At 27.7% G+C, this 14102-nt stretch carries 13 protein-coding genes; all 13 read left to right on the top strand.

The annotated features are described in order from the left end of the window. Positions 1 to 21 precede the first annotated feature (21 nt). The 13 genes from KXZ80_RS12125 (at position 22) to KXZ80_RS12065 (ending at position 14020) form a co-directional block, all read left to right on the top strand. Positions 22 to 933, top strand: a complete 912-nt coding sequence (locus KXZ80_RS12125; RefSeq protein ID WP_021433729.1) for an LCP family protein — start codon at positions 22 to 24, stop codon at positions 931 to 933. A gap of 193 nt (positions 934 to 1126) precedes the next feature. Beyond that, the gene (locus tag KXZ80_RS12120) at positions 1127 to 1828 is read left to right on the top strand and encodes a hypothetical protein (protein ID WP_038285343.1); all 702 of its coding nucleotides are present in this window, start codon (positions 1127 to 1129) and stop codon (positions 1826 to 1828) included. A 19-nt stretch (positions 1829 to 1847) separates the two neighbouring features. Continuing rightward, positions 1848 to 2627, top strand: a complete 780-nt coding sequence (locus KXZ80_RS12115; protein ID WP_021433727.1) for a copper amine oxidase N-terminal domain protein — start codon at positions 1848 to 1850, stop codon at positions 2625 to 2627. A gap of 180 nt (positions 2628 to 2807) precedes the next feature. Further along, the gene (locus tag KXZ80_RS12110; protein WP_021433726.1) at positions 2808 to 3500 is read left to right on the top strand and encodes a YveK family protein; all 693 of its coding nucleotides are present in this window, start codon (positions 2808 to 2810) and stop codon (positions 3498 to 3500) included. 2 nt (positions 3501 to 3502) lie between these two features. Beyond that, positions 3503 to 4225, top strand: coding sequence for a CpsD/CapB family tyrosine-protein kinase (locus tag KXZ80_RS12105; RefSeq protein WP_021433725.1), 723 nt, complete (start codon positions 3503 to 3505; stop codon positions 4223 to 4225). Between the two features lie 182 nt (positions 4226 to 4407). Then, a complete protein-coding gene (locus KXZ80_RS12100) occupies positions 4408 to 6312 on the top strand; it encodes a polysaccharide biosynthesis protein (RefSeq protein WP_021433724.1) in 1905 nt (634 codons plus the stop codon). A gap of 3 nt (positions 6313 to 6315) precedes the next feature. Then, entirely contained in the window at positions 6316 to 7515 is a 1200-nt protein-coding gene (locus tag KXZ80_RS12095) for a DegT/DnrJ/EryC1/StrS family aminotransferase (RefSeq protein WP_021433723.1), read from the top strand. 62 nt (positions 7516 to 7577) lie between these two features. Further along, positions 7578 to 8195 carry a sugar transferase gene (locus tag KXZ80_RS12090; RefSeq protein ID WP_038285341.1) on the top strand — a complete coding sequence of 206 codons (618 nt, stop codon included), beginning with the start codon at positions 7578 to 7580 and terminating at the stop codon, positions 8193 to 8195. Between the two features lie 20 nt (positions 8196 to 8215). Then, complete coding sequence (locus KXZ80_RS12085; protein ID WP_021433721.1) at positions 8216 to 8965, top strand: glycosyltransferase family 2 protein; 750 nt, start codon at positions 8216 to 8218, stop codon at positions 8963 to 8965. A 23-nt stretch (positions 8966 to 8988) separates the two neighbouring features. Continuing rightward, complete coding sequence (locus KXZ80_RS12080) at positions 8989 to 10266, top strand: UDP-glucose dehydrogenase family protein (RefSeq protein WP_021433720.1); 1278 nt, start codon at positions 8989 to 8991, stop codon at positions 10264 to 10266. 13 nt (positions 10267 to 10279) lie between these two features. Further along, positions 10280 to 11590: a nucleotide sugar dehydrogenase gene (locus tag KXZ80_RS12075; protein ID WP_021433719.1), complete on the top strand. Its 1311-nt coding sequence runs from the start codon at positions 10280 to 10282 to the stop codon at positions 11588 to 11590. Between the two features lie 14 nt (positions 11591 to 11604). Then, positions 11605 to 12720 (top strand): glycosyltransferase family 4 protein, encoded by a 1116-nt coding sequence (locus KXZ80_RS12070; RefSeq protein ID WP_021433718.1) that lies wholly within the window; start codon positions 11605 to 11607, stop codon positions 12718 to 12720. A gap of 142 nt (positions 12721 to 12862) precedes the next feature. Next, positions 12863 to 14020 (top strand): O-antigen polymerase, encoded by a 1158-nt coding sequence (locus KXZ80_RS12065; protein ID WP_021433717.1) that lies wholly within the window; start codon positions 12863 to 12865, stop codon positions 14018 to 14020. Positions 14021 to 14102 lie beyond the last annotated feature (82 nt).

Genomic DNA, 14102 nt, shown 5'->3' with positions numbered 1-14102 from the left:
AATTAGTATAGGGAGGATTTTATGAGTACTTTAAAAAAAATAGTCATAGGATTAGTTGTGTTTATAATAGCTACTCCACTTGTGGCTTTTGGTTATTTTTATTTTAAGCTAAACTCTATTTATGATAGTAGTGCAGCTAAAGACGTAAAAAATAAGATTGAAAAAGCAGATGATAAAGATGGGATAACTAATATACTATTAGCTGGAGTGGATGGAAACAACCTAGACAAGGGAAATAGATCCGACTCTATGATGGTTTTAACTATCGATGAAAAGAATAATGATATTAGAATAACTTCTCTTGCACGTGATACTTATGTACAAATTCCAGGTTATGGGGAAGAGAAATTAACACATGCTTATGCTTATGGAGGGCCTGCTCTTTTACTTCAAACTATAGATAAAAACTTTGGACTGAAAATTGATAAATATGCTGCTGTAAGTTTTAGCTCTTTTGAAAAAATTATAGATGCTTTAGGTGGAGTTGAGATTGATGTATTATCCAAAGAAGTAAGTCATATTCCAGGGGTAGATATTGCTGGTAAGCAAACTTTAAATGGAGCAGAAGCTTTAGCTTATAGTAGAATAAGATATGCAGATGATGCTTATCACAGAGACAACAGACAAAGAAATGTTATGCAAGCTGCATATAATAAATTATCAAGTAATCCTGGAGATCTTATGGAAATAGGAAATACTATATTAGGATATACAAAAACTAATATACCTCCAATGGAAATATTTAAACTAGCTAATAAAGTTATAAAAATGAACTTTACAGAATTCTCACAACTTGAATTCCCTCTTGAAGGACATAGAGATGGAAAGATACTAAATAAAGAAAAAGGATGGGTAATTCTTTGGGATAAAGAATATAATAACGAACAACTTAAAAAATTCATATTTGACTATAAAAATTATACACAACAATAGAAAAAACAAGAGCTATCTATTTCAAATAGGTAGCTTTTGTTTTTTCTATATAATTTTATATGTTAAAAAAATATAAATACAACCGTAAAATAGATTAAAAGATATAAATTTGAGAATTCGACAAATTTAGCCGGAAAAACAAAAAAGTAAGTGCTATATTATATCAGAGAATAAATATTAGGAGGGAATAATGATGAATTATAAAAAAAATGAAAAACTAGTTATAACTATAGCTTGCTCCTTGACAGTGGTTGTAGTTTTATGTTTTACACTCATGGGAGGTAAATTAAAGTCAAAAGAAGAACATTACGTATCTAGAGTATCTAGTTTTAAATCAGAAATAAACATATCTAAAGAAGATTATGAAATAATAAAACAAGAAGAAAAATACGGAATAAGCACATATGTAGTTTTAGAAAAAAAAGATTTTAATAGAGAGAAAATGGGACAACTTTCAAAAAATATAATAAAGGATATGAATAAAAAATTTAATATATACATATTCGATGATAAAGAAAAAGCAAAGAAATTCAACTACGAAGTAGATAAAATTCAAACTCTTATCAAAGCAGTAGATCAACAACAAGTAGAAATCCAAACATACCACACAATAAAAGAAGAGCCTAAAAGCGTACCACAGTATTATACAGTAGAATCTATAAAAGAGGTAGATGGAAAAACTCAAGTATTATTAAGTCTCGAAAGTATAAAAGAACCTGGGAAAGCATTAAGTCAAATGAAGTTTTTAGGAGAAGTAATAAAGGATTTAAACAAAGATAAAAAAATAGAGAAGTTAGAAATAAAAGCATATAGTAAAAATAACAAGGCACCAAATTGGGAATACACATCAGAAAATAAAAGCTTAGTTATACAAAATGAATTAGTAGAAATATAAAATTATAAAGGAGTACAATATGAAAAATAAAAAAATACTAGCATTAACAACAGTACTAGCATTATCTACAACTAGTCTTGCATTTGCAAACGAAATAAAAATAATTGAAAAAAATGGACAAGATTACGTTCCTTTTAAAACTTTAGTAAAAAAACTAGGCGGAGAAGTAAAAGGATCTAAAGAAGAATTAAAAGTAAGTGTAAATTCAAAAGAAGTAATAATTAAAAATAAATCATCTTTTGCAAAAGTAGATGGAAATTACTATCCACTAGAAGAAAAAAAAATGAACGGATATAAAATTCCAATAGATACAAAACCAATAGACGAAAATAAAGAATTATATCTCTCTCCACACCTTTTAAAAAGTGCTAATTTATTAAATTTTGACATTGAAGATGGAAAGTTAATAATAAATAACAAGGTTGAAAAAGAAACTGTTTCGAACGTAAAGGAAGAGACTAAAAAAGAAATTGATAAAAGTAGCTCTGAAGTAAAAAAAGAAGAACTTAAAAAAGAAATTCAAGAAAAACCTCAAATTACACCAAAACCAAATAAACCAAGCAATAATCACAATAATAATTCAAATAACAATACTACTAATAAGCCGGATAATAACAATAACTCAAATAATAATAGTAGTAACAATAATAACACCAATAATAATACTGGTTCAAATAATGGATCTAGCGAAGGTAACAATAATAACACTGAAAGTAATAACGGAAATAATACAAATGGAGGAAATACTAATACTGATAGCTCGCAAAATAATGACTCTCAAGCTATTACAGAAGAATAAAAATTAAGAAAAAATAATAAATATGAAAAAAAAGCTAAAGATTTTTACAAAAACGTCGAAATATGTAATAAAACGATATCGTTTGTAGAAACTGTCGACAAACATGGTAACATATTTGACGACAGGATAACATACAAAAAATTTAAAATAAAAGTTAATATTCAGAAAGTGGAGGGAAAAATGGAAGAAACTATCGACTTAAGGGAGTACTTTTTTATCATCAAAAAAAGGGCTTGGATAATTGTACTAATAACTATAATTGCTATGTTAACAAGCGGAATAATAAGCTTTTTTGTACTAAGCCCAACATATGAAGCAAATACAACATTGATTGTAAACACAGAACAAAATGAAAAAACAGACAATATGATAACTGGAGACCAACTTAATGTTACTCAAAAGCTAACATTAACTTATGGAGAAATAATAAAATCTAGATCTGTATTAGATGAAGTAATAGATAAGTTAGATTTAAATATGGACTATGAAGAAGTTAGCAAAATGATTAATGTATCACCAGTCAAAGACACTCAAATAATGGCAATAACAGTTCAAGATACAAATCCCAAAAGAGCTAGAGATATAGCGAACGCTATACCTAAAGTTTTTACAAAAGAAGTCAAGAGAATAACAAAAGCAAATAGCGTTGAAGTAATAGATCATGCTATTACACCTGAAAAACCAATAAAACCTAATAAATTAATGAATATAGCTATAGCTGCTGTATTAGGTGTTATGATAGGACTATTTTTAGTATTTTTACTAGAATATATGGATAATAAAATAAAAACACCTCAAGACATAGAAAAACATTTAGGACTTCCTATACTTGGAGTTATACCTAATGAAAATATGAAGAAAGGTGGCAGATAAATATGACAAGTAAACTAATAACTAGAAAAGATCCAAAATCACCTATATCAGAAGCCTATAGAACTATAAGAACGAACATAGAGTTTTCAAACTTAGATCAAGAAGTAAAAACTATAGTAGTAACAAGTTCGCAACAAAATGAAGGGAAAAGTACAGTTATAGCAAATTTAGCTATAAGTTTTGCGGGAATGGAGGACAAAAAAGTCCTAGTAGCTGAAGGTGATTTAAGAAATCCAACAGTTCATAGAATGTTCAATGCTAGTAATTCTCATGGGATTACAGAGATATTAACGAATCAAAAATCATTTGATGAATGTGTACATAAAACTGATATAAAAGGATTAGATGTACTTAGTTGCGGGAAAATACCTCCTAATCCATCTGAGATGCTGGGATCTAGGAAAATGAAAACATTTATAGAATCATTAAGAGATTACTATGATTACATTTTTATAGATGCACCTCCTATTGGAATAATAACTGATGCAGGAATAATATCTACATATGCAGATGGAACTATATTAGTAGTGGCATCAAAAGAAGTTGATGTAGATATGGTAAAAATAGCAAAAGAACGATTAGCAAAAGTTAATTCTAACTTACTAGGGGTTGTATTAAATAAATTTGAAGATTCGAATGGATCTTATGGTTATTACAACTATTATTACGAAGAATCAAGTTCACATAGTAGAAGTAAAAAAGGTAAAAAAAATAAACGTAAATAGGGGAATGACAATATGCACTAAAATTGGCGAATATTTTAGTGCATATAATTGGAAATTATGAAAGTAAGAAAAACTTTTGTTGATTATAGTAACCTTACTCTTATAATTATACGGGAAAAAATGGAAAAACTTTACAATTAATATAATTAAATTTAAAAAATATTAAAGGGGGAGGTGTTTTAATGGAGACTGATGTTTCAGCCCCAAAGAAAGAAAGTGTATTAGAAAATTTATTAGGTAAGTACAGAATGAGACAACTGATTTTAGTTGGAACAGATATAGCATGTATAGTGTTATCATTTATAGTTTCTACTTGGATAATATACTTACAATACTATTTGGAACATATAGCTATGGGTGCAATCTTAGTTTATGTAATTGTAAGTATAGTAACTTTATCATTGTGTAGATGTTACCACAGCTTATGGAGATATGCGGGAGAAGAAGAACTAATTGCAATAGTATTTGCGTGTACATTATCAGTAATAACAACTTATTTAATACACCTATTTATGGGAACAAAATTTTCAATAACTTTTTACATTTTAAACACGATATTAACTATATCATTAACAGGAGGAACAAGACTTCTTTATAGAACGGGAAGAAGAGTTTTAATAAGAAGTGGTTTGAAAGAAAAATCATCAAATGTACTTATTGTAGGAGCAGGAAGTGCAGGAGAGATGGTAATACAAGAACTTAAAAATAATCCTCAACTTTTAAAAAAACCTATAGGAATATTAGATGATGACGTAAGTAAAAAAGGTAGAAGAATACATAATATACCTATTTTAGGAAATATAAAAGATGTACATGACCTAGTAGAAAAATATGATATTGATGAAATCATAATAGCAATTGCTAAAATAAGTAAACATGAAAAGAAACAAATTATAGAAATTTGCAAACAGACAAAATGTAAATTAAGAACAATACCTGGTGTATACGAAATTATTGATGGAAAAGTAGATATAAAAAAAATCAGGGATGTTCAAATTGAGGACTTATTAGGAAGAGAACCAATAAAAGTAAATTTAGCTGAAATGAGTGAATATCTACAAAATAAAGTAGTTTTAGTAACAGGTGGAGGAGGAAGTATCGGAAGTGAGCTATGTAGACAAGTAGCAAGCTTTAATCCAAAACAACTCATAATACTTGATAATTATGAAAATAACGCATACGCAATTCAACAAGAGTTAATAAGAAAATATGGTAGCAGATTAAATCTTAAAACAGTAATAGCATCGATTAGAGAAGAAAAGCGTATGGATGAAATATTTAATAAGTATAGACCTGATGCAGTATTCCATGCAGCAGCTCATAAGCATGTTCCACTTATGGAAAAAAGCCCAAGTGAGGCTATAAAAAATAACATATTTGGAACAAGAAACGTAGCAACACTTGCAGATAAATACAAAGTAAAAAGATTTGTACTTATATCTACAGACAAAGCTGTTAACCCAACTAATATAATGGGAGCAACAAAAAGAGCAGCAGAAATGATAATACAAACTATGAATGAAAAAAGTGAAACAGAGTTTGTAGCAGTTAGGTTCGGAAATGTACTTGGAAGCAATGGAAGTGTTATTCCGTTATTTAAAAAGCAAATTGAAGAAGGTGGACCAGTAACTATAACTCACCCAGATATTATACGATACTTTATGACAATACCAGAAGCTGTTCAACTTGTTATACAAGCAGGCGCTATGGCAAAAGGTGGAGAGATATTTGTTCTTGATATGGGAGATCCAGTTAAGATAGTTGATTTGGCAGATAATTTAATTAGACTTAGTGGATTTGAACCAAATGTAGATATAAAGATTAAGTTTACTGGACTTAGACCAGGAGAAAAGTTATATGAAGAGTTACTTATGTCAGAGGAAGGATTAACTAACACTGATCATAAGAAGATATTTATTGGAAAACCAATAGACTTTGATTCAGAAAGATGCAAGATGCATTTAGAGATTTTAAAGTCTATTGTTGATAAGGAAGAAGTAGATCTAATTGATAACGTAATGAGAGAATTAGTTACTACTTATATAAGACCGGAAGAAGCAAATGATAAATCACTTAAGGGGGCATAAAATATGAATATTCCATTTTCACCACCAGATATAACGGATGTTGAAATAAATAATGTTGTAGAAGTATTAAAATCAGGTTGGATTACGACAGGTCCAAAGACTAAGAAATTTGAAAGAAAGATAGCTGATTACTGCACAACAAATAGAGCTATATGCTTAAACTCTGCCACTGCAGGAATGGAAATGACATTAAGAGTTTTAGGAATAGGACCAGGAGATGAAGTTATAACAAGTGCTTATACATATACTGCATCAGCAAGTGTTATACATCATGTTGGAGCAAAGATAGTTTTAGTTGATACAGCAGAAGGTTCATACCAAATGGATTATGAAAAATTAGGAGAAGCTATAACAGAAAAAACGAAAGCTATTATATGCGTTGACCTAGCAGGAGTACCTTGTGATTATGACAAGATTTTTGATGTTGTAAATAGCAAAAAAGACTTATTCAAAGCAAATAATGAAATACAAAGGTCTATAGGAAGGGTAACTGTAATAGCTGATGGAGCTCATTCATTTGGGGCAAGTTACAAAGGGAAAATGAGTGGAAGTATATCTGATTTTACAAGCTTTTCTTTTCATGCTGTTAAGAATCTTACTACAGCAGAAGGTGGAGCCGTTACTTGGAAGAGTATCGATGGAATTGATGATGAAGAAATATACAAAAAATATAATTGTTTATCACTTCATGGACAAACAAAAGATGCATTAGCTAAGACTAAGATAGGATCTTGGGAGTATGACATAATAGAACCTGCATATAAATGCAATATGACAGATATAATGGCAGCGATAGGATTAGGGCAGTTAAGTAGATATGAAAAACTACTTAAGTACAGAAAAGCAATTATAAATAAGTATGATGAGCTATTAAATGAAATTGATGGAGTAGAAGTACTTAAACATTGTACTGATGAGTATAAATCTAGTGGTCATTTATATTTAATTAGGTTAACAGGAAAAGACGAAGTATTTAGGAATGAAGTTATCGTTAAAATGGCTGAGTCAGGTATTTCAACTAATGTTCATTATAAACCATTGCCATTATTAACAGCTTATAAAAATTTAGGATTTAATATAGAGCATTATCCTAATACTTTCAATATGTATAAAAATGAAATAACATTACCATTAAATACGACTATAAGCGAATCGAATGTACTATATATAGTTGAAAGTTTAAAAAAAATATTAAATAAGTAGGCCATATATAACTAAGGAGGACAAATGCAAGATATAAAAGAGTTTGTAGATATAAGAGAAGAATTACAAAAAAAAAAATTAATCTGGTATTTAAAAGAATATTTGATATAGGAGCATCGTTTTTTGGATTGGTTATTCTGTCACCTATACTTTTACTAATTGCTATATTAATAAAAATAGACTCAAAAGGACCTGTATTCTTCAAACAACAAAGAGTTGGGAAAAATAAAAAAAATTTTGAAATCTATAAGTTTAGAACAATGGTTACTGATGCAGAGAAGATAGGCAAACAGATTACTATAGGGAATGACAGCAGAATAACTAATGTGGGGAAATTTATACGAAAGTGTAAATTAGATGAACTTCCACAACTTATAAATGTATTTAAAGGAGAGATGAGTTTAGTTGGACCTAGACCAGAAGTTCCTAAATATGTGGATTTGTATGATGAGTATCAAGAACAAATATTATTAGTACAGCCAGGTATTACAGATTACGCATCTATAGAATTTAGAAATGAAAATGATATTTTAGGGGAAAGCAGTAGTCCAGAAGAAACATATATAAAAGACATAATGCCCACTAAAATAGAACTTAATGTTAAATATATAAAAAATATATCTTTAGTAGAAGATTTTAAGTTGATTTTAAAGACAATTGAAGTAATAATAACTAAATAAAAAGTATTGGAGTTGGGTATATGGATGGATTAGTATCAGTTATAATGCCAACATATAATTGTGAAGATTTTATTGGAGAGTCTATAAAAAGCGTTTTAAATCAGACATATGAAAATTGGGAATTAATTATATCGGACGATTGTTCAAAAGATAAAACTGAGGATATAGTAAATGAATTTATAAAAATAGATAATAGAATAAAATATTATAAATTAAAAGAAAACTCAGGAGCAGCTATAGCAAGAAATTTAGCTGTTGATAAGGCTAAAGGAGAATTCATTGCTTTTTTAGATAGTGATGACTTATGGACTAATGATAAGTTAGAAAAGCAAATAAATTGGATGAAAAAAAACAATTATAATTTTACTTGTACTAACTATAAACAAATTGATGAAGATGGAAAAGAAAATGGTATTTCAATAGAAGTTAAGGAAAAAGTAGATTATAATGGCGTTCTTTTAAGCTGCCCTATTGGAAATTCTACTGTAGTTTACAATGCAAAAAATTTAGGTAAATTTGAAACCCCTAATATAAGAAAGCGAAATGATGATGCCTTATGGTTAAAAATTTTGAAATCAGAAAAATATGCATATGGATTAGATGATACTCTTATGCTGTATAGGTTAAGAAAAAATTCATTATCAAGAAATAAAATAAAATTAGTTAAATATCACTGGTACTTATATAGAGAAATAGAAAACTTATCAATAATAAGATCTTCATGGCATATTTCTTGCTGGGTGGTAATTAAATTATTAAAACTAAAATAGATGAACATAAGGAGTTGAATAGCATGAATTTAGCTGTAGCTGGGACAGGATATGTGGGACTAGTAACCGCAGTATGCTTAGCGTCAAAAGGGCATAAGGTTACTTGTGTTGATATTGATGAAAATAAATTAGAAATGATGAGGAATGAAAAGTCACCTATTTATGAGGAAAATTTGGAAATTTTAATGAGAAAGTACAAAAAAAATCTAAATTACACATCGAATTATGAAGAAGCATATAAAAATGCCGAAGTCATATTTATAGGAGTAGGAACTCCGGAGAAAAAGGATGGTTCGGCTAACCTAAGTTATGTATATAATGTGGCGAAACAAATTGCACAAAGTATTCAAAGAAACTGTGTAGTAGTTGTAAAATCTACAGTACCAATTGGAACTAATGATAAAGTTGAGAAGATTATAAAAGATAATTTAAAATTTGATGTTAAGGTCGATGTAGTTTCAAATCCAGAGTTTTTAGCTCAAGGAACTGCGGTAAAGGATACCTTGCAAGCAAGTAGAATTGTTGTAGGTGTAGAGGATAAAGAAGCTAGTGAAGTAATGAAAAATGTTTATTCTGGATTTGACATACCGATAATAATAACTAATAGAAAAAGTGCTGAAATGATAAAATATGCTTCAAACGATTTTTTAGCACTTAAAATATCCTATATAAATGAAATTGCTAATTTATGTGAAATTGTTGGAGCAAATATAAATGATGTTACGAAAGGTATGGGATATGATGATAGAATAGGAAATAAATTTTTAAATGCAGGTATAGGTTATGGCGGATCGTGTTTTCCAAAAGATACAAAAGCTCTTCACTGGTTGGCAAATTTTCATGATTATGAGCTAAAAACTATAAAAGCAGCTATAGAAGTAAACGAAAATCAAAAAATAAAACTTATAAAAAAATCTCGTAAATACTATGAAAGTTTGGAGGGGAAAACAGTTGCTATATTAGGCCTGACTTTTAAACCAGGGACTGATGATTTAAGAGAAGCTCCATCTCTGGTTAACATTCCTATATTATTGGAAGATGGAGCTAATATAAAAGCTTGGGATCCTGTTGGAATGGATAATTTTAAAAAAATATATCCAAATGAAATTACATATTGTGAATCTATAGAAGAAACTATAGAAGGTGCAGATATATGTTTCATATTTACAGAATGGGACGAAATAAAGAGATTTGATGTGAATAATTATAAAAAACTTATGAAAAATGCAATAATATTAGATGGGCGTAATTGTTATGAAAAATCATCTTCAATACAATATGAATCAATTGGCAATATATAATGGAGGTTATAAAGTGAATTTATACAATAAAATTTTAAAAAAAGAAGAAAATATATCTATTATAGGATTAGGATATGTAGGTATACCATTAGCGGTAGAATTTGCAAAACACGTAAATGTAATTGGATTTGATATAAACAAAGAAAAAGTACAAAATTATATAGATGGATATGATGCAACAAAGGAAGTGGGAAATGAAGAACTAAGAAAAACTTCTGTGAAATTTACATACAATGAAGCAGATATAAAAGATGCAAAATTTCATATAGTAGCGGTGCCTACACCTATAAATAGTGATAAAACTCCAGATTTAAAACCTGTTATAGGAGCAACTAGAACTCTTGCTAGGAATTTAACAAGTGGGTCTATCGTTGTATATGAATCAACTGTATATCCAGGAACTACAGAGGAAATATGTATTCCTATATTAGAAGAAATTTCAGGATTAGAGTATGGGAAAGATTTCAAAGTAGGATATTCACCTGAAAGAATAAATCCAGGGGATAAAATTAATACACTGACAACTATAACTAAAATAGTATCTGGGTGTGATCAAGATACTTTAGATATTGTGGCAAGTGTGTATGAAATAATTATTGAGGCTGGGGTATATAGAGCTGAAAGCATAAAGGTAGCAGAAGCTGCAAAAGTCATAGAAAATTCGCAGAGAGATATCAATATTGCATTTATGAATGAATTAGCTATGGTATTTAATAAAATGGGTATAGATACACAAGAGGTATTAAAAGCAGCAAGTACTAAATGGAATTTTTTGAATTTCAAGCCAGGTTTAGTAGGAGGACACTGTATAGGAGTTGATCCATATTATTTTATATATAAAGCAGAAGAATTAGGTTATCACTCTCAGATAATTTTATCTGGAAGAAAAATAAATGATGGAATGGCTAATTATGTAGTTGAAAATACAATAAAAAAACTTATAAAAGCAGAGAAAAAAATAAATGGATGTAAAGTTGCAATATTAGGACTTACATTTAAAGAAAATTGTCCAGATACTAGAAACACAAAAGTTATAGATATAATAAATGAGCTTAAGGACTACGGTATAGAGGTTTTAATTTATGATCCCATTGCAGATAAACAAGAAGCTTTTGATGAATATAAAATACAGCTTAACTCAATAGATGAACTTAATTCTGTTGATGCAGTTATATATGCAGTAGAACATAATGATTTTAAACAAATGAGTATAGAACAGTTAACAGGGATGTATAATGATGATAAAAAGGTATTAATAGATATAAAAGGTATATACAATAAAAGTGATTTAGATAAAAATGAATTTATATACTGGAGATTATAAACAAAGGAGAATTTATGAAAGTATTACATATATGTTCTTATTATATAGGATCAAAACTCTATAAAAATCTTATAACTAATTTAGATGAATTAGGGGTAAGTAATGAAGTATATATACCTATTAACTCTGATAAACTTATAAATAAGAATTATAAAGATGGTTTAAAAAGCACAAATTATATATACTCAAAAAATTTCAATAATTTAGATAGACTTAATTTTAAGTTAAAAATGAAAAAAATATATAAAGATATGCTAAATAAGGTTAACCTTTCAGATGTTGATGTAATTCATGCTCATTCATTGTTTGTAAATGGGTATATAGCATATAAATTAAAGCAAGAAAAGAATATAGATTACATAGTAGCAGTTAGAAATACAGATATCAATGTTTTTTTTAAATACATGCCGCATTTAAGAACATTAGGGTTAGAAATAATGAAAAGTGCTAAAAAAGTTATATTTATATCTCATTCATATAGAGACTATATGTTAGAAAATTATATAGATGAAGATATGAAATTAAATTTGGAAGTTATACCAAATGGAGTTAATCAATTTTGGATAGAGAATATATGTTTGGAAAAAAAGAAAATAGATAATCAAATCAACTTGATCTATGTAGGCGAGTTTAATAAAAATAAGAATGTAGAAAGTTTAATACATGCAACAAAATTACTCAATCAAAAAGGGTATTGCATAAATTTAAATTTAGTTGGAAAAGGAAATAGATTAAAAAAAATAAAAAAACTATCTAGTTCCGATGTGGAACATATTAAAATTCATGGATATATGGAAAAGGAACAGTTAATTAAATTATATAAAGATGCTCATATATTTGCAATGGTATCTCAATATGAAACTTTTGGACTGGTATATGTAGAGGCATTAACACAAGGGGTACCAGTAATATACACAAAAGGTCAAGGATTTGATGGATATTTTAAGGATGGATATGTTGGATATTCTGCTAATTATAATGACATAGATAACATTTGTGAAAAGATAGAAGATTTAATAAAAAACTATAATGAAGTTAGCAGTTTTAAGCGTGATAAAATTTATGAATTTAATTGGAATACAGTTGCTAAAAAATATATAAGTATATATGAAAATATAACTAAAAGTTGAATTATTTTATAGGGAGCATTTAAATATGGTATTAAATCATAAAATTTCAAAAAAAAGGTTAAAATTATTTCTCTATGAAATAATATGTTTTATTAGTTTATCGCTTGCGTATTGTTTAATTATATCTGATGTATATAATTATATGGGATTTAATTTTATTTTTAAAATAAGTAGATTTACATTGGGGATTTCTATAGTAGGTATATTTACTTTGATGGGAATCTTTATAAAAGATAAGATAATTTATGCTATATGGAATATATTATTGGTATATAATCTTTATGGGACAGTAATTGTATATCAATATAATGAATATTCATTCAAGCCTACAATAGCTACACTAATAATGTTAGGTTCGATACTATTGGTAAGTAATATTAAATTTAATTTTAAACCCTCAAAATATAATATAGAGTTAAATCAAAATATATTAAGGAAGATATTGATTGTATCATTAATTCTATTAATTCCATTTATTATTAAATATATAGATAAAATAAACTTGAAGAATTTATTATTAATTGATATTTATGATACAAGATTAGATTTTAGAGAAATTAATATGGGGATACTAGGCTACTTAGTATCACCTCTTACAAGAGTAGGGGCACCTATACTTATGGCGTATTCTATAAAATATAAAAAAAAGAATACTTTTTTTCTAAGTTTATTTATAATTTTATATATTTTCTTATGTGGTGCAGTAAAAAGTATATTTATAGGCATATTTGCTGTAATAATATTCTATCGTGGGGATTATATAGATAAGCCTATAATATTTGTAAAGTTAGTCACAATAATATCTATTTTTGGAATTCTATTATACTACATATCAGGAAATACGTTCTTATTAGATGGATTTATTAGGAGAGTATTTTTTATACCTCCATATTTAGATAATATTTATTATGATTTTTTTACAGGAAATTATACATATGGACTACATTCTCCGATAGGGGCAATATTAGGAAAGCAAGATTCAGTTTTACATGGATACTCATCTCTATCTATGTATATAGGAGATGGAATTATGAAAAAAGCTGGATCAAATGCAAATGTAGGTGTGCTAACAGAAGGGTATTTTTCATTTGGATGGATTGGTGTTATTATATTTAGTTTAGTTATAGGTTTAATTTATAATATATTGAGATGTACAAACATGAATAGTATATTATTTGGAGTAATATTTATATATATATATTACTTAAATACATCATTCATATCAACATTAATGTTGACGCATGGATTAGCCTTATTTTTAATTTTTTCAATAGTATTTTTATATAGAAAGTCAGAATAAATTACTATTTATTCTGACTTTCTATATGTATAATCGATTTTAAATTGATTAAATCGGTTTAGTATATTGTAAATATTTTAAG

This window comes from Paraclostridium bifermentans, from assembly GCF_019916025.1.
GTDB classification, from domain to species: domain Bacteria; phylum Bacillota; class Clostridia; order Peptostreptococcales; family Peptostreptococcaceae; genus Paraclostridium; species Paraclostridium bifermentans.
This window is presented reverse-complemented; position numbering and strand designations above follow the sequence as displayed.